At 63.7% G+C, this 21086-nt stretch carries 17 protein-coding genes and 3 pseudogenes; 8 read left to right on the top strand and 12 right to left on the bottom strand.

Translation table 11 applies throughout. From position 1 onward, the window contains the following. The first annotated feature begins 158 nt into the window (after positions 1–158). The 3 genes from DB708_RS10440 (at position 159) to DB708_RS10430 (ending at position 3174) form a co-directional block, all read left to right on the top strand. Positions 159–746 carry a TetR/AcrR family transcriptional regulator gene (locus DB708_RS10440; RefSeq protein ID WP_108921872.1) on the top strand — a complete coding sequence of 196 codons (588 nt, stop codon included), beginning with the start codon at positions 159–161 and terminating at the stop codon, positions 744–746. Positions 747–1215: 469 nt separating this feature from the next. Then, on the top strand, positions 1216–1536 hold the full coding sequence (locus DB708_RS10435; protein WP_108921871.1) for a hypothetical protein: 321 nt from the start codon (positions 1216–1218) through the stop codon (positions 1534–1536). Between the two features lie 549 nt (positions 1537–2085). Beyond that, positions 2086–3174, top strand: coding sequence for a PPE family protein (locus DB708_RS10430; protein ID WP_108921870.1), 1089 nt, complete (start codon positions 2086–2088; stop codon positions 3172–3174). Positions 3175–3286: 112 nt separating this feature from the next. Here DB708_RS10430 and DB708_RS10425 read toward each other — a convergent pair whose 3' ends face one another. Next, positions 3287–4255 (bottom strand): LysR family transcriptional regulator, encoded by a 969-nt coding sequence (locus tag DB708_RS10425; RefSeq protein WP_108921869.1) that lies wholly within the window; start codon positions 4253–4255, stop codon positions 3287–3289. Between the two features lie 402 nt (positions 4256–4657). On the opposite strand from DB708_RS10425, the pseudogene DB708_RS28190 reads away from it, so the two are divergent. Continuing rightward, positions 4658–4879 (top strand): annotated as a pseudogene (locus tag DB708_RS28190) (helix-turn-helix domain-containing protein); the annotation flags it as partial. 63 nt (positions 4880–4942) lie between these two features. Then, a complete protein-coding gene (locus DB708_RS10420; RefSeq protein WP_235616722.1) occupies positions 4943–5599 on the top strand; it encodes a LysR substrate-binding domain-containing protein in 657 nt (218 codons plus the stop codon). A gap of 53 nt (positions 5600–5652) precedes the next feature. Here the strand turns inward: DB708_RS10420 and DB708_RS10415 are convergent, their stop codons facing one another. The 7 genes from DB708_RS10415 to DB708_RS10390 all read right to left on the bottom strand — a co-directional run bounded on the left by DB708_RS10415 (position 5653) and on the right by DB708_RS10390 (position 12184). After that, positions 5653–6735 carry a zinc-binding dehydrogenase gene (locus DB708_RS10415; protein WP_108921867.1) on the bottom strand — a complete coding sequence of 361 codons (1083 nt, stop codon included), beginning with the start codon at positions 6733–6735 and terminating at the stop codon, positions 5653–5655. Beyond that, complete coding sequence (locus DB708_RS27940) at positions 6732–6863, bottom strand: hypothetical protein (protein ID WP_261859422.1); 132 nt, start codon at positions 6861–6863, stop codon at positions 6732–6734. Before DB708_RS27940 ends, DB708_RS10415 begins: the two co-directional genes overlap by 4 nt. Next, on the bottom strand, positions 6851–7552 hold the full coding sequence (locus DB708_RS10410; protein WP_108921866.1) for an HAD family hydrolase: 702 nt from the start codon (positions 7550–7552) through the stop codon (positions 6851–6853). Before DB708_RS10410 ends, DB708_RS27940 begins: the two co-directional genes overlap by 13 nt. Positions 7553–7733: 181 nt before the next feature. After that, complete coding sequence (locus DB708_RS10405; RefSeq protein ID WP_108921865.1) at positions 7734–9365, bottom strand: GMC family oxidoreductase; 1632 nt, start codon at positions 9363–9365, stop codon at positions 7734–7736. Between the two features lie 105 nt (positions 9366–9470). Beyond that, entirely contained in the window at positions 9471–10307 is an 837-nt protein-coding gene (locus tag DB708_RS10400) for a helix-turn-helix domain-containing protein (RefSeq protein WP_108921864.1), read from the bottom strand. A gap of 141 nt (positions 10308–10448) precedes the next feature. Continuing rightward, a complete protein-coding gene (locus DB708_RS10395) occupies positions 10449–11048 on the bottom strand; it encodes a cytochrome b (RefSeq protein ID WP_108921863.1) in 600 nt (199 codons plus the stop codon). Continuing rightward, positions 11045–12184: a catalase family peroxidase gene (locus DB708_RS10390; RefSeq protein ID WP_409347584.1), complete on the bottom strand. Its 1140-nt coding sequence runs from the start codon at positions 12182–12184 to the stop codon at positions 11045–11047. Before DB708_RS10390 ends, DB708_RS10395 begins: the two co-directional genes overlap by 4 nt. Before the next feature lie 190 nt (positions 12185–12374). On the opposite strand from DB708_RS10390, the gene DB708_RS10385 reads away from it, so the two are divergent. From DB708_RS10385 to DB708_RS10375, 3 genes are read left to right on the top strand one after another with little or no spacing between them, the layout of a single operon-like run. Beyond that, positions 12375–14228 (top strand): N-acyl-D-amino-acid deacylase family protein, encoded by a 1854-nt coding sequence (locus DB708_RS10385; protein WP_261859421.1) that lies wholly within the window; start codon positions 12375–12377, stop codon positions 14226–14228. 10 nt (positions 14229–14238) lie between these two features. Beyond that, positions 14239–15588, top strand: coding sequence for an aromatic ring-hydroxylating oxygenase subunit alpha (locus DB708_RS10380; protein WP_108922234.1), 1350 nt, complete (start codon positions 14239–14241; stop codon positions 15586–15588). Between the two features lie 49 nt (positions 15589–15637). After that, a complete protein-coding gene (locus tag DB708_RS10375) occupies positions 15638–16015 on the top strand; it encodes a hypothetical protein (protein WP_108921861.1) in 378 nt (125 codons plus the stop codon). Between the two features lie 156 nt (positions 16016–16171). On the opposite strand, the pseudogene DB708_RS28185 reads toward DB708_RS10375, so the two are convergent. The 4 genes and pseudogenes from DB708_RS28185 to DB708_RS28180 form a co-directional block, all read right to left on the bottom strand. Next, positions 16172–16756, bottom strand: a pseudogene (locus DB708_RS28185) (class I SAM-dependent methyltransferase). Between the two features lie 70 nt (positions 16757–16826). Beyond that, the gene (locus tag DB708_RS10365) at positions 16827–18332 is read right to left on the bottom strand and encodes a SulP family inorganic anion transporter (protein ID WP_108921860.1); all 1506 of its coding nucleotides are present in this window, start codon (positions 18330–18332) and stop codon (positions 16827–16829) included. A 307-nt stretch (positions 18333–18639) separates the two neighbouring features. After that, positions 18640–19968, bottom strand: coding sequence for a sensor histidine kinase (locus DB708_RS10360; RefSeq protein ID WP_108921859.1), 1329 nt, complete (start codon positions 19966–19968; stop codon positions 18640–18642). Positions 19969–20150: 182 nt separating this feature from the next. Next, positions 20151–21064: pseudogene (locus tag DB708_RS28180) on the bottom strand (NAD(P)/FAD-dependent oxidoreductase). Positions 21065–21086 lie beyond the last annotated feature (22 nt).

Raw genomic sequence — 21086 nt, 5'->3', positions numbered from 1 at the left:
TGGGCTTCGGCCGCACCGGCTGATATCCTTCCGTCTTACAAGACGAACCGTCTCGTCTTGTGGAAGATTACCGGGGCGGGTCGAGCTATGTAAAGCGACCCCGGTCCCCGCTGCCAGCGGCGACGACGGCGAGGGACCACAGAGACGAGGATCACCAGATGCCAAGCGATCTCACCCACGCGAGCACGCCGCGGCGACGCAGCGAGAAGTCGCGTACGGCGATCGTCACCGCCACCCGCGAACTGCTTCTCGAGCGCGGATTCGACGGGTTGACGATCGAGGCGGTCGCAGCACGTGCCGGCGTGGGAAAACAGACGATTTACCGGTGGTGGCCCAGCCGCCCCGCCCTCGTCGCCGACGTCATGCTCGAAGACGCCGACAAGATTCTCGCGTCGGTCGATCACGCCGACGACCTGGCCGCCGACTTACTGGGGTGGGTAGGCAAGCTCACCGCAACCCTGACCACGGAGCGCGGCTCGGCGATGCTGCGAACGTTGACTGTCGCCGGCATGGAGCACGAGGAGACCGCGGTCAAGTTGCGTGCCGGATTTAGTTTGCCGCTGCACGACAGTGTCCGCACCAGGCTGCTGGCCGACGGCATCGACTCGGACACCGCCGAGTCGGCGGCCGATGCGATTGTCGGTGGCGTGGTCTATCCAATCCTGTCGAACGCGCGGCAGTATTCGCGTCGGCGTGCCGAATTGACCACGCAAATCATCGTCAAGTCCTTGAAGCGCAAGCGCTAACGCAGCGGCTTGACCGCTTCGGATTCTGGCTCATACACGGCCTATGGTCCGCGAAGATTAGGCGAGGCATCTCCGCGGGGTGTCCGCGAAATTAACGGCTCCGCAAAGCACTACCCACCAGTGCCCCGCGGGTTCCCAAAGTGGCTGGGCTACAGCATCATCAATCCGGATATCGCGCATCACGAATTCGGATTGGACCTCGTTCCGGGCGGATGTAAAGATCCGTTCAGTACCTCGACCGGACGACAATCCAGGAGCCCAGCAATGGATCTGTCTATTGAGCGAGTGTGGAACTCGCAAACTGCTTCGCCGAACCCACCGAGCAACTGTGTCGTGGGTTACCTAGTTACCCAGGGTGGTAGCCGCGCGGCTACCCGAAACCTCGCGCCAACGAATTAGGCTCCGGCTTATGACGAACCGGCCGAGTCCGTGGGGGAATGAGCGAGGGCGTCTGTCGCATCAGTTGGACATGAACGGTGAGGTTCTTGGCCGCCGGCGCGCGCGGCGACTATGCCACCGCTTCGCGCGTGTCGGCGTTGAAACGTCGCCGGACCGACTCAGGGCGATGCTGGCCGGTGCACCTTGTCTAGCCAGGGAAGAGGCGGACGTCCGGTTCGCGTTGATCGCCGCCGAAATTGACCGTGAAGCCCGTAGCGCGAAGTACAAGCAGATGCGGCGCGAGGGGGGGCGATCGCTGCTGATCGCAGGCATGACCTTGCTCGCACTCAACTTCCTCCTCTGCGCGGCTTATGCCCTACTGAATCTGGCCCAACAGTCGTCGCCGTACTGATTCCGGCGACGTCTTCCGTTGCGGCGCTTCACCATAGAACGAGATCGCTGAGCTGTCGGCTCGGTGCCAACCGTGACCAAGTCCGGCGGCCTGTATACAACTGCGGCGCAATACTTCTGCTGCATAGAAATTCGCCGCATTACGGGCATGACGACGCCCGTGTGATTGGGACGGCCAAACTCGGCGCATGTCCAACCAATGCAAGACGCGGCAGCCGCATCATCGCAACGTGTTCAACGAGCGAGCCAGCGCTCGAGATAGTGCGACGACGTCGAACACAGCTGGGCTAGGCATTCCCGAATCCTGCCCGGGCAGTGCTTAAACCCTCGGAGTCGTAGCCGGGCGAATCGATCTGATTAGTAATGAATCCAATCATAAATCGCATTTGACTTGTTCGGCTGTCGATCTACGATTTAGCCCAAGTATCCACTCCATAAGGGACGTACCTCAGGGCTACGCCGATGAAATGCAGCGCGGAAGTGTTTTCACACGGTTGATTTCGTAGTGGCTAGACGAAATTATTAATGCGAGTGGGGGGGCGAACCGAAAATGGACTATGCGATGTTGCCGCCTGAAATTAATTCATCTCGAATTTACAGCGGGCCGGGGTGTAGCTGCTTGCTGACGGCCGCGTGTAGCTGGGACGAAATTGCGGCCGAACTCAGGGTGGCGGCCGATGCCTACGAATCGGTGGCGCTGAACCTTGTCGGGATGCACTGGAGGGGCGCTGCATCAGCATCCATGCTTCATGCCGCAAGTACTGTCGCGAGTTGGCTGGCGATGACGGCTGACCAGGCCGCACGCTCTGCCTGCCAAGCCAAGGCGGCGGCCGCAGCATACGAGCTTGCGCGCGCTGCGAGTGTCGCCCCCCCGTTGATAGCGGCTAATCGTCAGGATCTGATGCTGCTCAACGGAACTAACATTTTCGGCCAAAACATGCCTGCTATTGCCGTTGCTGAGACCGAATATGCCGAGATGTGGGCGTGTGATGCCGAGGCCATGTATACCTACGCGGGTGCTTCGTCATTAGCAGCTAGGCTGGATCCCTTTGTTCCACCGCAAGAGACACCTAATCGCGATGGAAATTCTGTTGCTCGCGCAGCCAGGTCGCAAGAACCGCATTCTCAAATGTTAATAGCGCGGGCTCTGCAAAAACTTGCGGCACCCCAGGCGCCTTCGGTTCCCGACCCTCTTGATTTTGCGCGATTCGGCTACAACACGATATCTGCGAATAACGACGCCTCCTCGTTGGCCTCAAACTTGATGAATCCGTTTATTAATTTTGGTCAATTGGGTAATGCTATAAAGCCTGCCGCCGCGGTCGCCGCGAATGGCCCAGCCGCGGCGGCAGGCATGGTAGGTGCACCAACTCTCAGCTCAGCATCGTCAACCGCGGTGCAGGCTGGCGTCGGCCACGCCGCAAAGGTTGGGCATCTGGCTGTCCCGCCGTCATGGACGGCACTTACCGGCGGCGCCCGATCCGCTTCGATGTCGGGAACCACGATGGCCGTAGTGCCCGGTACCGAGACCTGGCACTCGCCGGTTCCTTGCACGCCTGGTACCTACGCAAAGCGAGGTGCATCGGTGGAACCGCGCTACGGCAAACCAAGTACCGTGATGCCAAGCGCGCCGTGGTGATGCAATCCTCAAGAGCTACAACTCCTGTCGAAGACTGAGCCCTACCCTGCCACCGCGGGCCGTCCCCGACAACATCGGTACCGACACCGGACGACCTCGCGTTATCCTCAGGTTAACCGGTCCCGGTGATCATGGGCCGGTCCATCGCCGGGTCTGCGATCCGAGATTCATTCAAGCCACGACTGCCCAAAGTACCGAGAAGTTCGACGAATCGTTGTGCTGCGGGAGCCAGCCGACGCCCTTTCAACCACACTGCACCGACTTCTCGGTACGCTTTTCGGCTGCAGATGGGTACTTCAACGATGCCTGGGACAGGCTGGGATGCGCGGGGTAACACCGCAATTCCCAGCCCCGCACGAGTGAACCCGCGCAGGGTAGCGATTCCTTGTCCTTCGAAGGCTATAGTCGGCCGGAAATTCGCCTCGGCACACAGACTCTCAAACACCTGCCGCAAGCCAAACGATGTTGTCAGCGCTACGACTCCCTCTGTACCAAGTTCTTCCATCCTGACAGACGATCTCGAAGCAAGGCGGTGGGTATCGGGGACGACGAGATATAACTGCTCGACATCAAGCACCACGCCTTCAAGGCAGGTATCGTCAGGAAGCGGCGCCACCAGTGCGACGTCAATTACTTGTTTATGCATCAGCGCAATGATTTCGTTGTCCGACCCTTGCTGAAGTCCGAATGAAATATCCGGGTATTTCGCAATGAAAGCCTCGATCAGAAAGGGCACCTCTTGGATCCCACGGCTCTGAAGAAATCCCAGATTGACCCGCCCGCGGTCGGGGGCGAGCGCGTGAGCAACGTCAAGGCGGGCGCGGTGCAGGCTCGCTAGCGCGCCCCGAGCGCTGGGCAGTAGTGCGTGGCCCGCCGCAGTGACGATGAGTCCGCGGCCCGATTGCTGGAAAAGGGGAGTGCCGACGGCTTCGCCGACGCGGCGCATGACTGCCGAGACCGTCGGCTGCGGAATGCCGAGCCTTCGAGCGGCGCGAGTGATGTGCTGCTCTTCCAAAACCGCGACCACGATCCTCAGTTGTGGCGCGAATGCACTCCACCAATCGGCATCTGAATCGATCATATCCACCTTCGTGATTGAAGCTTGTCGCGCGCGACCGCGAATTGTTGTGGCTTCAGCCAGTCGATCGACTGTTCACTCCGCATCAAGTCGTTCGAATGAACGCCTTGCATGTGAGTTTGGTGGTTAGTGCGCGGCGATTCGGTCCGCTCATCTCTCGGCGGCGCCTGCACACCTACATCAGTAGAACCGCTATCCACTAGCCGAGGATGCCATCCCCACGGGGACTTCGTCGGCCGTACGCATAGGTTGCGACGCGACTCATATAATGCCCATAATCAGATGGGCAGCCTCGGCGTGGGTTAAGCGACCGCCAGATGTCGAGCGGGCTGTCGTGTCATTTCTCGTGCTGAATCTAATGGGCTTAATTAGAATTCTTTGTGCCGGGATGCGCCGCCATATGGAATGAATATGCTGCGTGGTGTGATCGAGTCAGATTCCGATTGGTCGGCGCTTTTGGCGCCACACCTTCGCATTGCGGTCGCCGTCCTGGAGGAGCAGCACATCACCCGTGCTGCCCAAAAGCTCGGGGTCCCGCAGCCCACAGTCACTGCGGCCATACGTCGCCTGGCGGCGGCGACCGGTGCACCGCTGGTAAAGCAGTCCGGTCGCGGAATTGTCAGCACCGCAGCTGGGCAAGCATTTCTGCCCGGCGCTCGAGAAGCGTTGGCATTCCTACGGAACGCCCGATTGGAGCTGAGCGAGGTCATCGATCCCGACCGGGGCCGCGTCAGCCTCGGATTCGTAACCAGCCGCGGCGGAACCGACGTTCCAATCCTCATTGCCGCGTTCCTCGCAGCGTATCCCGACATCTCTTTCCGCCTTCAGCAGGGATCCGCTGATGCACTCCTTGACGCAATGGGTCACGGACTAATCGACGTAGCGATCCTGGCCCCGATTCCTGACGGCGCAAACTTTGGTGCCGTAGCTCTTGACACTGAGCGTCTGTATCTGGCGGTGGGGGCGGGACACCATTTGGCCGACCGAGATCATGTCGATCTGCGCGAGGTTGAGTCAGAGTCCTTCGTAGCGCTGACCGAAGGCACCGGCTTGCGACAGGTCTTCGATCTTCTCTGTCACACGGCAGGTTTCGTTCCCCGCCTGATGTACGAGGGACAGGAGATTGCGACTCTGCGCGGTCTAGTCCGAGCGAAGCTGGGTGTCGCGGTGTTACCGCCGGATTCACATTGTTCTGAGGGCATTGTCGAGATTCCTATTGCATCACCCCTGGCCAGTCGCGAAGTTGTAGCGGTTTGGATCAAGGATCGCCAATTATCCCCTGCGGCAGCGCGTTTCATTGAATTTCTGCAGACCTCTGGCGCTCAGGTGTTGTCGGAGTCGCTGTAAGACCGGACACAGCACCCGGAATCCCGTCAACACCCGGACGGATTACGGACCAATTACCATGCGGGGCAAATGGATTGGCGTAACAATTGCGACGCCGCCGCACTCCGCAGCGCATCGTCGAGGTGATCCAGATCGGCCGCCGCTGCCACCAGCTCGGCAAAGGGATAACGGTCGTGGTGAGCGGCCAGGAAATCGACGGCAGCCCGAAGATGCAGGGGGCGGTAATTGTGCACTCCAGTGATCGTCGTGAGATTGCGAACGAGATGCTCGGGGTCGACCGAAACGGGCCGACTGGCGGCCACCGATCCCGCGAGAACGGCCCGGCCGCCGACATCCAGGCTGGCGAGGCACGCCTGGACCGCAACCGGGCTGCCAGACAGTTCCAGCGCCACGTCGACCGGAGGCACCTCGTCGGCATCACCGACAACGAGGTCGGCGCCGAAGCTGTACGCCGCCTCCTGCCGGACCGGGTCGGGATCGCATACCGCAACCCAGGCCCCCAGGGCGTCTGCCATCGCGGCCGCGGTGACTCCCAACATGCCCGCGCCGGTGATCAGGATCCGGGTGGGATCACGGTGCCGATCGAGTTCGGCCGCGTCGAGCACTGCCGCAACTGTCGCCGTGGCACACGACGCGGGTGCGGCCACCGTGTCCGGCACGCTGTCGGGTACCTCGACGATTGTGGTGCCCGGCAACAGGACACAGTGGCTGGCGAACCCGCCGTTGAGCGGCCAGGCACTATCAAGCGCCTCGTGACCGTACTTCTTGAGATGCAGACACTTCTGTTCCAGTCCCCACACGCAATTGCGGCATCGTCCGCAGGACGCTGTAATGGACCACACCACCCGGTCGCCGATCGCCACCTCGACGTCGTTCTGGTAGCGGGGACGTGAGCCGGATCCGACTGCCACCACCCGGCCGACCTGTTCATGGCCGAGGATGCCCGGATGTGGAGCGTCCCTGCGGCCATGCACGGTGTGCAGGTCGCTACCGCAGATGGTGGCCAGATCGATCGCGACCAGGACCCGGCCCGGACCGGGGTCGGTCGCCGCGCTGGTCGTGACCACCGTGATCGGCTGCCCTACCCCATCCCAGCGGGCGTACCGCGCTCCGACGGAGCCATTGAGCGCCGTCATGCCAACACCGGCTGTGCACCCTGCGGCGCAATGAGGTTGCCCACGTGGCGTTTCCGCGTACCCGAATCGATGCCGACAGTGTCCAGCGCAGCCAAGAATCCCACCCCGGTGGTGTTCAGCGTGGCCATCGCGACACCGCCTGGTTATGGGTGTCGATGCAGGCGACCAGTTCGGCGACGGAGTCCAGGACGTGGGTATGCGGCACGGTGGCAAAGTCAGCGTCGCTGTGTGCCCCGGTGCGGACTCCGGCGACGATCGCCGCGCCGGCACGGCTACCCGCCCACAGGTCGCTCGTTGTGTCGCCGGCGACCGCGATCTGATCGACGGCTTCAATGCCGGTGCGCAGCAAAGCCGTAAGCACCATGTCCGGGTAGGGACGTCCGCGGCCCGCATCCACCGGTGACAGCGCCATTGTGATCAAGTCGCCCCACCCCAGGGCGGCGATGATGTGGTCGCGGGTGGCCGGGGCGAAGCCCGTCGTGAGCACGACGGCACAACCTGATCCGCGCAGCTTTTCGATGGTCTCGGCGGCCTGCGGAATCGGCGCCAGCCGATTGTTCTGGACGGCTTCGGCGTACGCCGCTTCAAACGCACTGTTCGCCGCATCGGCGCGGTGCAGATCGCCGTCGAAGATCGCCTGGAACACGTCGATTTTCGACTGACCCATCGTCTCGTGCACATAGCGGATGGCCGCGTAATAGTCAGGGCTGCCGGCCGACAAACCCGATGCCGACAGGGACGCGTCGAAAGCATCCACGACGGCACCGTCGTCGAGCACTGTGGTACCCGCCATGTCGAGGCAGGCCAATCTGATCATGTCCGTCTCCTCCGAAGGGTTGCTGAAACGGTCTGGGTGACCCCTGGCGCGACGGCTTCGTGAAGGTGTACGACAGGTGAATGTTGACGGCCGATCTCGTCGTGGTTGTCCGAACAAGTCGGGGATCGTCGGGCTCTGGCAAAGCCGGTTGCCATGGGGCGGTGTCGAATTGCGATCCGCGTCAGCGCGAATGGTCGGCAATGAGTAGCTCCGCGGCCCGTTCGCCGATGATCACGCATGGCGCCATGGTATTGCCGCTGGTGATTCGCGGCATGATCGAGGCATCCGCGATACGCAGGTTCTCGATCCCGTAGACCCGCAGCGCTGCGTCGACGACGGCGTCGCGGGTACGGCCCATCTTCGCGGTGCCGCACGGGTGCCAATAACTGGTGGCGGCGTCGCGGACGAATTGGTCGCGTTCACAACCTTTGAGGTTGCCCGGCATGATCTCTCGGCTGACGAAGGGCGCCAGCGCGGGCGCGTTGGCGATTGCGCGGCTGAGCTGCACCGCGCAATTGGCGGCTTTGAAGTCATCGGGATCGCCGAAAGTGTTGGTATCGATACAGATTGGGTTATTCGGGTTCGGACCCGTCAGCCGCACGCGACCGCGACTTTTGGGATGCGCGACGCCGGCGACCATTGTCCACCCAGCGTCGGGCAAGCCGAACCGGGCGATGGTCTCGTCGGTTCCCAGCGGCGCTTCGACTTGGCAGATGAACACGTCGGGGGCATCAGAGCTGGACACCGTCCAGTACACCGTGGACTCGGCCATGTTGTTCTGCGGCGGCAGCGGCGTCCGGTCCTGCCACACGCAGTAGAGCGCGACGTGATCGTGCAGGTTACGTCCTACACCCGGAAGATGCTGACGTACTGGGATTCCCGAACCTCGCAGTTCTGCTTCGTCGCCGATGCCGGAGTACATCAGCACCTTGGGCGTGTGCATCGTCCCCAATGAGAGCACGACTTCGGAATCCGCCCCGATGGCCAGAGTTGAACCGTGGTAAGAGATCTCCACACCGGTCGCGCGGTTTGCGTCCAGCGACACGCGGGTCACCAGCGCGTCGGTAAGCACCGTCAAGTTCGGACGGTCCATCACTGGGTACGTGTAGGAGCGGAAGACCGACTGCCGCTTGCCATTACGCAATCGGACATCGGTGATAGCCGCACCGCCCGGGCCCTCCATCATGCGGCCGTTCTGATTCTCGTACGTGGGAATACCGATCGACCGGGCCGCCTCCAGCGTGGCCGGTGCCAATGGGCTCGGTTCAGGAGCCGGCTGCACGAAGACCGGGCCGCCGGTGCCGCGATGAAGCGGATCAGCGGGTCCGTGCCAGTCTTCGATGCGGCGATAGATCTCGAGCACCGCGTCGTACCCCCAGGCCGGGTCAGCGGCTTCGGCAGCGAAGAAGTCCCAGTCGAGTCGATGCCCACGGGCCCAAACCATCACGTTAACCGCGGATCCACCGCCCAGTACTTTGCCCATCGGCATCGCAACGGATCGCCCGTTGATTCTCGGATTCGGCGCCGCGCGGAAGGCCCAGTCTCGTTTGCTTCCCAAGTTGGTCGGCCACTGGCTTGCTTCCGTGACCGCCGGGACGGTGTCGCAGCCGCCGGCTTCCACCAACAGGACGCTGGCATCCAGATTCTCCGCCAATCGTCGAGCCACCACCGAGCCAGCGGAGCCGGCGCCGCAGACGATGAAGTCATAGCGCGGTTTCAGCGCAGCCCTGAGTTGTTGTTGATTGGCCCGAACGCGCTGCGAAAAGTTCGCTGCGTCTTGCGAATCGGTTGCGCGCTCCCCCGCTACGGTCATCGACCGCTCCTTTGCCAGACGTATGGGTCCAGCATTTCGCGCGTGACGAAGACCCGCCAGGCCGCGACGCTACTGGTAGCTGCGCGGTCAGTTACGTGCCGGCGATCACGGCGACGGTTGCGGGGCGATGAGGGTGGACAGCAATTGCAGCCTCTCCTCGGCCGTCGTGCCGGATTCGGCGTAATAGGTAACCAGCACCTGCTTGGTATCGGGAAGCACGAAGGTGCGGTAGCGCAGCTCCAGCAAGCCCACCTGCGGATGGTCGATCACGGCCGGGCCGCGGGTTTTCTGCTTGACCTCCTGGCGAGCCCACAGGGTGCGGAACCGTTGGCTGGCGATGCTGAGTTCACCGATCAGGGACTGCAGTTCGGGATCGGCGGCGCTCTCCTCAGCGATGTTGTAGCGCAGCCATGACGTCAGAATGCAGGTGACGTCGTCCCAGTTGCGGACCCAGTCGCGCAATCCGGGTTCCAGAAATACGGCCCGCATGTGGTTGATGCCCGGCGCGAAGTACGGCGACAGCGCACGCGCCATCGCGTTGGCGGCCAGGATCGTCATCTGCCGGTTCTGTATATATGCGGGGGTCTGGTGCCAATTGTCGATCAGGGTCTGCAGCCCGGGATCGAACTTCTCGGCCGGTGTGCCGCCGCGCCGTCGCCGACGGGGCCCCGGGTGTGCCAGGTTACGCATGTACTGGGTGGCGTCGTCGTTGAGCTGTAGCGCGCTGGCCAAACCCTCCAGCACCTGATCGGAAGGCTGGCGTTCGCGACCTTGCTCGAGTCGCAGGTAATACTCGGCGCTGATCCCGGCCAGCATCGCGACTTCCTCGCGGCGCAACCCCGAAACCCGGCGGCGCTCACCTTCTACCAGCCCGACGTCGGCGGGCTTCAGCAAATCGCGGCGAGCGCGCAGAAACGTCGCCAACGACTGCGTATCGTGCATATGGCGACGATAGCGCTAACACGCCCAGCATGGGTAACCCCGTTGCTACCAGGAAAGGTACTGACGGTACGCCCACCGCAGTCCGGGTGCGGTGGGCGATTCATCTTGCTGGCCAAGGGAATCCCGATCAGATGCCGCGACTCAGGAGCCGATTTTTGCTTCACCCTGCCGCGCAGCTCGCAACCTGTTGGGCCACAGTGCCATTCGATCGATCAGCCTGTCCTTCAGCACGAGCGTATGGAACAGCACCGCGCACATGTGCGCGGTAAACGCCGCGAACAGCAAAAAGGCGAAAACCCCATGGCACTCCCGTAGTAGCGCGTACAGATCCACGTTCACCGGCGCGATGCCGGGCAGCCGAACCGGCCCCACCAGGAAGACCGGGAGCCTGGCTGCCGACAGCGTGGCCCAGCCGATCACCGGCTGCACCAGAAGCAAGCCGTAAAGCGCGTATTCCGAACACGTCGCGATGCGCCGCTCGACGCGGCTCATGGTGGCCAAAAACGCCGGCGGCCGGTGCGTAAGCCGATTCGCCAGCCGCACAATCGCGAAGATCAGGATCGCCACACCCAACGGCCGGTGGATGGCTAATAGCAACGGGTAGTAGCTCAGCGACGCGATCATGATCACCCCAATGAGCAGCTGCACGACGACCATTGGCGCCATCGTCCAGTGCAGAAGCCGGGACGCAAGGGTGAAACGTGTTGATGCATCTGCGGTTTCGATCTTGTCGCCGGTCATGACAGCACCTGGCGGACGTTGACCTCGCTGGCCGACTTGGGTTCTTCGGCACGGCGGGTGAACGAGCGCGCGTAAACGGCCGACCGCGCAGCGAGCAGCGGGTCGTCGGACACGGTGATGCCGTCGGGCAGCACCGTCGGGTCGAAGTTGATGTCGCGAGCGTTGCCCGCTTCCTCGGTCTGCACCCCGGTGATGGTGATGGTGCCGGCGTCGATCGCCCGCCGCGATTGCGGCCACGGCCTGGTGGCGTCGTTAGTCGGATCGCCCGGCTGGCCGATGGTCAGAACGAGCCTCCATGTCAGCGGCCGCTGCGCCACCGCGTGGATGAGGTCGTTGAACAAGTAGTCCTTGTCGACCGAAGCCGCCGGCGGGGCAGCTGCCTGCCCTGCGGTCTGCAGGGACACCAACGACCAGCGCACCGGCACAGTCGCGCCGGCGCTGTTGGTGAAGTAGAAGGCATTCAGACCGTGAAACGCGCTGTCCGCGAAGCCCGCGCTCGGTGGTGTCTGCTTGATGATTTTCAGTGCAGCGACCGTCTCGGGATGCCGGTCGAGGAATGCGGCCATCTGCTGCGGATCGGGTTTGCCGGTTGCGGCAACGGGTTTGGATGCGAGCAACCGCTCGTAGAAGCCTTCCGGAGTGCGATCGGTGAACACCGGAAAGCTCACCATCGCGGTGCGCCACTGCTGGCCGTTGGGAGTCTGGAAGACCAACCCCAGACCGCGGACCGTGTCGGGCTTGTCGCTCTGGTCGGGCAGACCCCCGCCCAGTGAAAACCGGCCGATCACCGGAACACTGCCCTGCTGGAAGACCGCTGCCCGGCAGATGGCCGCGCCTGCCCCCGTGCTCGCGAACGATCCCGTCGCGCTGAGCCCTTTGGCGTGATTACGCCGAAACCCATCGTGGCGGCCGAAGACGTGTTCGAAGCGATCGGCGAAGCGCGGTGGGGTCAAGTCGTCGGGCCGCAGCCATCCGCCCGCGTAGGCGAACCCGCCCACGTCCACGGTGGCGACGCCGGCCACCGCACCCATCCCCAAGAGCGCGCCGCGCCGGGTGAGTGCGCCGAAGCGGCGTTGACTGGACTGTGTTTCGTGGGGCCGATCCTGCCGCTCGCGATCACGATCAGCGGGCTCCATGGCCCACCGTCCTTTCCGTTACTGCCGCGCAGCGTGGAACTAAGTCGCTGAAGGCAATTCAATCCATGGGCTGTTTTGGTGCGCAACTCTTAGGGGCTACCGCTGCACACAATGCGGACCACGACGCGGCAAGAGGATTCGTTCAACTCTCACGAAGACCTTCACTATTTACGCTCCGAGGCGTAGCGTAATGGGCGGCCGAGGCCGGGCGCACCCCGGTCTCGCGTCCACCATCTCCGGCCAGCCAGCCCATGGCGACCCCGAAGAGACTCGGAGGAGGCTCGTGTTCGATCTCAAGATCACCGGTGGAACCGTTGTCGACGGCACTGGCGCCGAGCGCTACCGCGCCGATATCGGCATCAAAGACGGCCAGATCGTCGATGTTGTCCGACGTGGTGCCGGTGACCCCGACATGGGTGGCGAGGCTGCTGAAACCATCGACGCAACAGGGCATGTGGTGGCCCCCGGTTTCGTGGACATCCACACCCACTACGACGGCCAGGTGAGCTGGGACAGTTTGCTCGAGCCTTCAAGCGGCCACGGCGTCACGACGATCGTGACCGGCAACTGCGGTGTCGGCTTCGCGCCGGTGCGGCCCGGCAGCGAGCAATGGCTGATCGAACTGATGGAGGGTGTGGAGGATATCCCCGGCACCGCGCTCACCGAGGGCATCGACTGGGCCTGGGAGACCTATCCCGAATACCTCGACGTAATCGGCAAGCACAAGTTCGCGATCGACGTGGGCAGCCAGGTCGCCCACGGCGCCATCCGCGCCTACGCGATGGGTGAGCGCGGGGCACGTAATGAGCCGGCCACCCCCGAAGACATCGAAGCGATGGGCCGACTGGTCACCGAGGCGATCGAAGCCGGCGCGCTCGGGTTCTCGACGTCGCGCACGATGGGGCACCGGGCAATGGACGGCGAGCCGGTGCCCGGCACGTTTGCCGCCGAAGACGAGCTGTTCGGTCTTGGCCGCGCGATGGCGGCCGGGGGCCAGGCGGTGTTCGAGCTGGCACCGCAGGGATCCGCGGGCGAGGACATCGTTGCACCGAAGAAGGAACTGGAATGGATGCGGCGGTTGAGCGGCGAGATCGACCGGCCGGTGTCGTTTGCTCTGATCCAGGTCGACGCCGATCCGAAATTGTGGCGCGAAATGCTGGACCTGTCCGCGGATGCGCACGCGGCGGGCAGCCGGCTGTACCCCCAGATCGCGGCGCGGCCGTTCGGCATGATGTTCGGGTTCCAGGGCCATAACGGTTTCAGCCACCGGCCCACCTTCCGCCGGCTGAAGGCGGAGTGCAGCCGCGAGGAGCTCGCGCAGCGGCTGGCCGACCCCGCAGTGAAGGCCGCGATCCTGTCCGATGAGGACCTGCCCGTCGACCCGAACCTGTTGTTCGACGGAATGTTCGCCTTGGTGCAGCACTCCCTGAAACGGCTGTACGCGCTCGGCAACCCGCCGGACTACGAGCCCACCCCGGAGCGCACCGTCGCGGCTATCGCCAAAGCCCGCGGCGAAGACCCGCTGTCGACCCTGTACGACCTGATGCTCGAACAGGACGCGACCGCCATGTTGATGCTGCCGCTGTTCAACTACGCCGAGGGCAACCACGACGCGATCCGCGAGATGATGCTGCACCCCGCCGGCGTGCTCGGGCTGTCCGACGGCGGCGCCCACTGCGGGATGATCTGTGACGCTTCCTATCCCACCTTTCTGCTCACGCACTGGGCGCGCGACCGGCACCGCGGCGAGAAACTGTCGCTGGAGTACGTGATCCGCAAGCAATCGCGCGACACCGCTCACCTGTTCGGTCTCACCGATCGAGGCACCATCGAGCGGGGCAAGAAGGCCGACATCAACGTCATCGACATGAACGCGCTGACGCTGCACCCCGCGGCGATGGCGTTCGACCTGCCGGCCGGCGGCAACCGGATCCTGCAGGGCGCAAGCGGATACGCGGCGACCATCGTCAGCGGGACGGTGACCCGTCGCAAAGATGTCGACACCGGAGCCCGACCCGGCCGCCTGGTGCGCGGAGCGCGCTAGGGCTGCATCAGTGACAGCGGCTGCCGGCAATCCAGCACGCACCCGGGACGAGGATGCTATCGGCACCCCGCCCGAAAGTCCGACGCTGGTGCCGGCCGAGCGGTACTACTCTGCGGCATTCGCACAACTCGAGATCGAGCGAATGTGGCCGCGGGTGTGGCAGGTCGCCTGCATGGTCGACCACGTCGCCGAGCCGGGCGACTACTTCGAATACCGCTGCGGCCCTTACGGGGTGCTGATCGTCCGCGGCGACGACGGCGTGCTGCGTGCATTCCAGAATGCCTGTCGGCATCGCGGTAACTCACTGTGCGTGGGATCGGGTTCGGGACTGCGCGAGCTCAAATGCGGCTATCACGGTTGGACCTGGGACCTGGCCGGCACGCTCAAGCGGGTGCCCAATCGCAAGGGCTTCGGCGCGCTGCGCATGTCCGACTTGCCACTGGTCGAGGCCTTGGCCGAAAGTTGGGAAGGACTCGTCTTCGTCAATCTCGACATCAATGCGATGCCGCTGGCCGAGTATCTAGAGGAGATGCCCGATGACATCGCGTGGTGTCATCTGGAGGACTTCCGGTGTTACGCGACTCTCACGGTCGAGGTCGAGGCGAACTGGAAGACCATCGCCGACGGCTACAGCGAGACCTACCACATCCAGACCCTGCATCCCGAGCTACTGCGCTGCGTCGACGACATCCATGCACCGCAACAAATCTGGGGCCATACCGGCAAGTCCGACCAGCCCTACGGTGTGCAAAGCCCGCGCTTCGACGGTGCGTTGAGCGACGAAGAGGTCTGGGACGCTTACGTATACACCCAGGGTGCGCTGATGGGCGCGGCCGAAGGCACGCCGTTTCCCGCCGACCCCGGGCAGACGGTCCAGGAGGCGATCGCGGCACGCACCCGGGATTTCGCGGCTTCCCGGGGGGTAAGCCTCGACTGGGCCGACACCGACCGGATCACCCGGCTGCACCAGTACAACGTGTTCCCGAACATGACGCTTTTGGCTAACGCCGACCACTTGACGATCATGTGCTCGCGTCCCGGACTAGATCCCGACAACGGTGAATTGGTCATGTTCTTGATGACGCGGATGGCTCCGGGCGCGGCGCGCAACAAGCCGACGGACGTTCGCATGAGCGCCGGGGAAGCCGAACCGGGCCTGGTGCTCACTCAGGACATCCGCGTGCTCCCGGGCCTCCAGCGCGGCATGCATCAACCCGGATTCACCCACGTAGTGCTCTCCGGCGAGGAGCGTCGGGTGATCAACATGCACCGCAATCTCGAGCGCTACCTCGACCTACCGGCACCCGACCGGATGACCGGGGGCATACCGGAACCCAGCACATCCGGGTCGCCAATTTAATCGGCGAGCGCCTCCCGAAAGGGCCGCAACGGGTCTAGACTTCCGGCTTGTGACGACCGCGTCGAATCCCTGTGGTGACGAACGAGGACAGCTGCCATACCGGTTGCATATGCGATATCAGATCGTCGGCGAGAGGCGGGCGCGACGGCTATGCCGTACTTTCGCGGACGTCGGTGTCGACACCGGGCCGGTTCGTCTCCAGCAGATGCTCGCGGGCATGCCGGTCACTGACGAAGAGGTGACCGATGTCAATTTCGCCCTCATTGCGACCCAGATAAAGCGCGACGAGCGCGACGCGAAGCGCAGACACCTACAACGTCAGGGCACCCGCTCCTTGATGTTTGCCGGGATGATTCTGCTTGTCCTGAACTTCCTGTTCTGCCTTGCCTACGTGATGCTCAACCTGGCCGACCAGACGCCCCTGTAGGGCATTCGGCGTCAGCGCCCCCTTTTTTTGTCGAGTGCGCGTCCTGGGCTTCGCGTCTGCATCCAGGGCGGCGACACGCCCGTCGAGCGCTCCGTGGGGGCACACTCAAAACCGTTGGTGCACAGCAGAAGCGGTGGGACGCCGTTGGTACGGAGTTCAGGCGGGCGTGCGGAAGCTTACGACGTCGTGCCATCGATTGCCGGTCGCCAGGACTAATTCGAAGTTCTCGGGTTCGACGAGATCGCGCAGTTCCCCAACACTCATCCGGTCCGGATCGGGAAAGGCTTCGGCGAAGACCAGCTTTCCGCCCGGCTTGAGTACCCGGCCCAGCGACCGAATGCACGCCGACTTGTCCGGCACCTCCCCGATCACTGCCGCCAGAAAAGCAACGTCGAAAGTGTGGTCAGGTTAGGGAAATCCGTCGCTTGCCTCGCCTGTCGTGAAACCGACGTCGTGGAATCCTGCCAGCTCGAGTCGCCGCCCGGCCTTCTCTAGCATCTCGGGTTGGAGGTCGAACAAGTCGAGTCGTCCGTAGGTGAGGCGGCGCGCGATCTGCACGCTGTAGAAGCCCGGACCGGGCCCGGCTTCCAGCACGCGCTCAGATCCGGTCAGACCGATGTTGTCGACCTTGCGCGCCGGGTTGGAAATGATCCGGCGCAGCGGATTGTTGAGCAGGAATGCCGCTTGATGCGGATAGGGCGCGGCCCCCTTGTTGCGCCGCTTGTGGAGCAGGGCTTCCATCCAGGCCGTCGGCATCGGGCCTCCTAACGTGGTCAATCGAGTTAGGGTACCCTAAGTAATCTCGACTGCGCTAGACCGGGTCTGGAACAGCCTCGACCGGCATCGGACGGCCCAGCTCCACCACACCGTGGATTTCAACCGCCCCGCCCGTCGCGTAATGTTGCCGCTGCCAATCGCTAATTGCTTGGTGCGCGGCGTGATCCATGTAGCTGACCAGCAGGTGGACGGTGACCGTGGTGCCCTCCGGAACGGACGCCAACACCCGAGTGAGCCGGGGCAGGGCAAGGAACGTGCACGCTCCCTGGACAACTACCCGCCATTCGTCGCCCGCGGGCTTGGCCTCGATCTTGGTGCGGATCACCCGCCACCCGGTCAGGGCGATGGCCAGAGCGAATCCGATCATCACGCCGTGTAGTAGATTGAGGAACACGACGGCCACGACGGTCACCAGGTAGACGGTCAAATCGCCTGTCTTCAAGGCTGTTTCAATATGCGCCGGCGCCAACAGCTGCATCCCGATGACAATCAGCAGACCGGCGAGTGCCGCGCTCGGGATTTGTTCGACCAACTCCGCGAACGGAAGAGCGAACAGCAGGATCCAGAAGCCGTGCAGGATCGTCGCGGCTCGGGTCTTCGCGCCCGCATTGACATCGGCCGCGCTACGCACGATGACACCGGCGATGGGCAGGCCGCCGATCGCCCCCGACACAATGTTGGACGCACCCTGTCCGATCAACTCGCGGTTGAAGTCGGTCCGAGGGCCATGGTGCATTCTGTCGATCGACACCGCCGTCAGCAGGCTCTGCACGCTGGTGATCAGCGTCACGGTGATGATGCCGATGACGACCGCACCCCAATTTCCGTCAGGGATGCGCGGCAGTTGCAGCGCCTCCAGCACCGACCCGTCCAGCTCGATCCGGGAGACCTGGAACGGAAAAACCAGCGACACGATCGTCGCCACCACAATTGCCACCAGCGGACCCGGAACTGGCGCCACTTTGGCGGGGGCCCATCGCCAGGCGATCATGATGCCAATGACGAGCAGGCCCAACAGGACTCCGGGCCGATGCGCGTTGATGATTTGGTGCGGGAGCTCAATGACATTGCTCCACGCGCTGCTTTTGGATTCGCCACCCAGCAACACATGAACCTGCTGAAGTGCGATGGTAATGCCGATTCCGGCCAGCATGGCGTGCACGACGACCGGCGCGATGGCAAGGGCGGCACGCGCAACCCGGCTGAACCCCAACAGAACCTGCATGATTCCCGCGCACGCAGTAATGAAACACGTTATTTTCCAACCAAATTGACCGATAAGGTCGGCCACTACGACAGTCAGGCCGGCGGCGGGCCCGCTCACCTGCAGCGGCGAGCCGCCGATGGCTCCGCCCACGATTCCACCAACGATGGCAGCGATCAGGCCGGCGAGTACCGGCGCATCGGAAGCGATCGCGATTCCCAGCGACAACGGCAGTGCGACCAAGAAGACCACGAGTGACGCGGACAAGTCGTGTCGTAGCACCGGGCGTAGCCGGCTCTTGAATGACGCGGCCCGATGCTGTTCGATCAGTTGCATCGGTACCTCCCTAGTTGAGATTATGGGGGACGTCAGAAAGTATCGCCCCGCCCTGCGATAGTTAGCGTCGACGTAACAGGCTGACACACAGGCGATTACACTAGTCACCAACTCCGTTGTTCGGCTGGGTTTCGCCTGGCTTCTGTTTGAAGGTATGTGCGCTATCAGCGCGGGTCAACTGGACCAGCCGCGCGCATATGGAATGCAAATCTTTGTGGCCGGGCTGTGACGAATTCCTAATGTGCCGTCACGCTAGACCCGATTTTTTAAACCTTTTGGCCCACCATATATTTGAAATGTATTTGACTCAGCCGGGGCCGCGACCGTCACCGGCCAACTTCAACAGAAGTTGCGTCCCGCCCAGCGGGCTGGCGTGTAGGGATGCGCGCCCGCCATGCAATTCGGCCTGTTGGGCAACCAGTGCGAGTCCGAGCCCGGAACCTGAACGCGATGCCGTCGACCCGCGGGAGAAGCGTTCGAACACCGCGGTGCGTTCGGATTCGGGAACGCCGGTGCCGTTGTCGTCGATCGCGATTTGGACGCCTTCGCCCGAACTGCTCACGGTGAGTTGAATCTTGGAAGCACCACCATGTTTGACGGCGTTGGCGATGGCGTTATCGATCACCAGCCGCAGACCCGTGGGCAGTCCCACCATCAACACGGTGGGCGACGGCACCAGCGCCACCTCCACGTCCGGGTAGACGCGCAGCGCGTCATGCGCGGCACGATCCAAAAGCTCGGTGATGTCGAACGGAACGAAGTCGTCGATGGTGGTCAGCTGGCCCTGCGCCAATCTCTCCAGCGCCGTCAGCGTGGCTTCGATGCGGCTCTGGGTGCGGATGACGTCGCCGATGACTTCCTCGCGCTGCTCGGCGGCCAGCTCCAGGGTGGACAGCACTTCCAGGTTGGTGCGCATCGCGGTCAGCGGGGTGCGCAGCTCGTGTGAGGCGACGGCGGCGAAGTCGCGTGCCGATTCGAGTGCGGCCTTGGTGCGCTGTTGTTCGTTGCCGATGCGGGCCAGCATCTGCTCGACCGATTCGGCGATCTCGACGGCCTCCCGCACACCGCGGACCTGGACCTCGTCGGGGCTGGACTGGGCATTGATGGCGCGGGCTTGGCGGGCCAGCAGCAGGAAGGGATTGACCATGATCAACGAGATCACCCAGCCGACAAGGAACGTGCCGCCGATGACGCCGGCGCAGATCAACAGCACCCGCAGGTGCAGTTCGTTGATCCGATGCTGCGCCTCGGCCAGCGGGGCGGCCAGCGCAATCGAGGCCGAACCCGCCTCGAAGGTACGCACCCGGTACTGCACGCCGTGAATAGTGGTGTTGGCGTAGCCGTTGGCGAGTTTGGGCAAGACGATGTCGCTGGGCGCGGACACCGTCACGGGCCCGATGCGTGCGGTGCGAACCAGGTTGCCGTCCGGCGTGGGCCGGTCGGGCGTGTTCTGCTGCGGGCTGTTGAGCAGCGTGTTGATGTCGCCGAGGCTGCTCACGGAGTCCAGCCGGCGATCGAGCTGGCTGTATTGGTCGTTGGTGACACCGACCCACACCCATACGCCCAGCGTGACGACGACGGCGATCACACCTAGTTGCGAGACGATGACGATGGTGCGCAACGACAACACACGCATCGGCAGCTGGATTTTTCTCAACGCGCGAATGTCGGGCTCCCTCACTGAGCTACTGCTGCTTCACGACCATCATCGCCCATTGACCGCTTACCGGGTCGCGGCACTGCGTTACGGCGGTGACATGTTGAGCTGGCTGTGGCGCCGATCGAAGTGAAATATGTTGCGATGCACCGATACTCGGATCACGAAAGGGTCAACGCGCTGGGCAGCCCGCCGCCGAGCGCGGCCTGCGCGAGTAGTTCGCCGAGCAGCGGGCCGAACTTCATCAGGTTGCTTCCGGCGAATGTAACGCCGCGGCCGCGGCGCCACGCCATCCACCCATCGCCGCCCGCGTCCAGCCATGGAGCGCGAACCGAGACGCAGTCCACCTGACCCACCGGGGACAGCGACGGGAAAAGAGCGCGCACGCTGGCCGGCTCCGGCGTTTCCTGGCCGAACGCCCAGCGGCCCGTGCTGCCCAGCGCCAAGCCGTAGCCTTGCGGCGCGGCCAGGCAGGCGGCACCGGAGGCGTCGGCGCCTTGGTAGGTGAAACGGGTATGCGGGACGAACTGCACATCGACCGGGCCGCACAGGTCTGGTCTCTGGGCTCCCGCACAAACCAGGACTTGGTCGCCGCGCGTCACCGTGCCGTCCGCCAACCGGACAGAGCCGTCGTCGCCGAGCGAGACGACGTGGCAAGCGCACGGCGGATACGCAGGCTGCCGCCGAGGGGATCGAAGATCCCGGCTTCCCACGGAGCGGCGACGAAGGGGATCCGGGCCTCGATCTCGCGGCGGTCAAGCCAGCAGAACTCGGCACCGGCCTCGGTCATCGCCGTCGCGGTCGCCTCTTGTGGGGCTGCCGCGATGAAGCCTTCCGAACCCAGCAGCCGCCCGGCGGCGAGCTCGCTCTCCCAGCGCTGCCAGCCGGCGCGCGCCGAGATGGCGAGTCTGCACAGCGCTGGGCGCTGATGTGCGATCCGGAAGATGCGCGCCAGCCCCGCGGACTGCTCGGCGAACGGCTCACCGCGTTCGAACACGACCGTGGGCTCGCCCCGCCGCGCCAGCTCGTAGGCGGCGGCCAGTCCGCAAGTTCCCGCACCAACGACAATGATCATTCGTCAACCTCCTTAATGCTGG

It is taken from the genome of Mycobacterium montefiorense, assembly GCF_003112775.1.
Taxonomy (GTDB): Bacteria; Actinomycetota; Actinomycetes; order Mycobacteriales; family Mycobacteriaceae; genus Mycobacterium; species Mycobacterium montefiorense.
The sequence above is the reverse complement of the archived record's forward strand: the minus strand, read 5'-3'. Positions and strand labels throughout refer to the sequence as shown.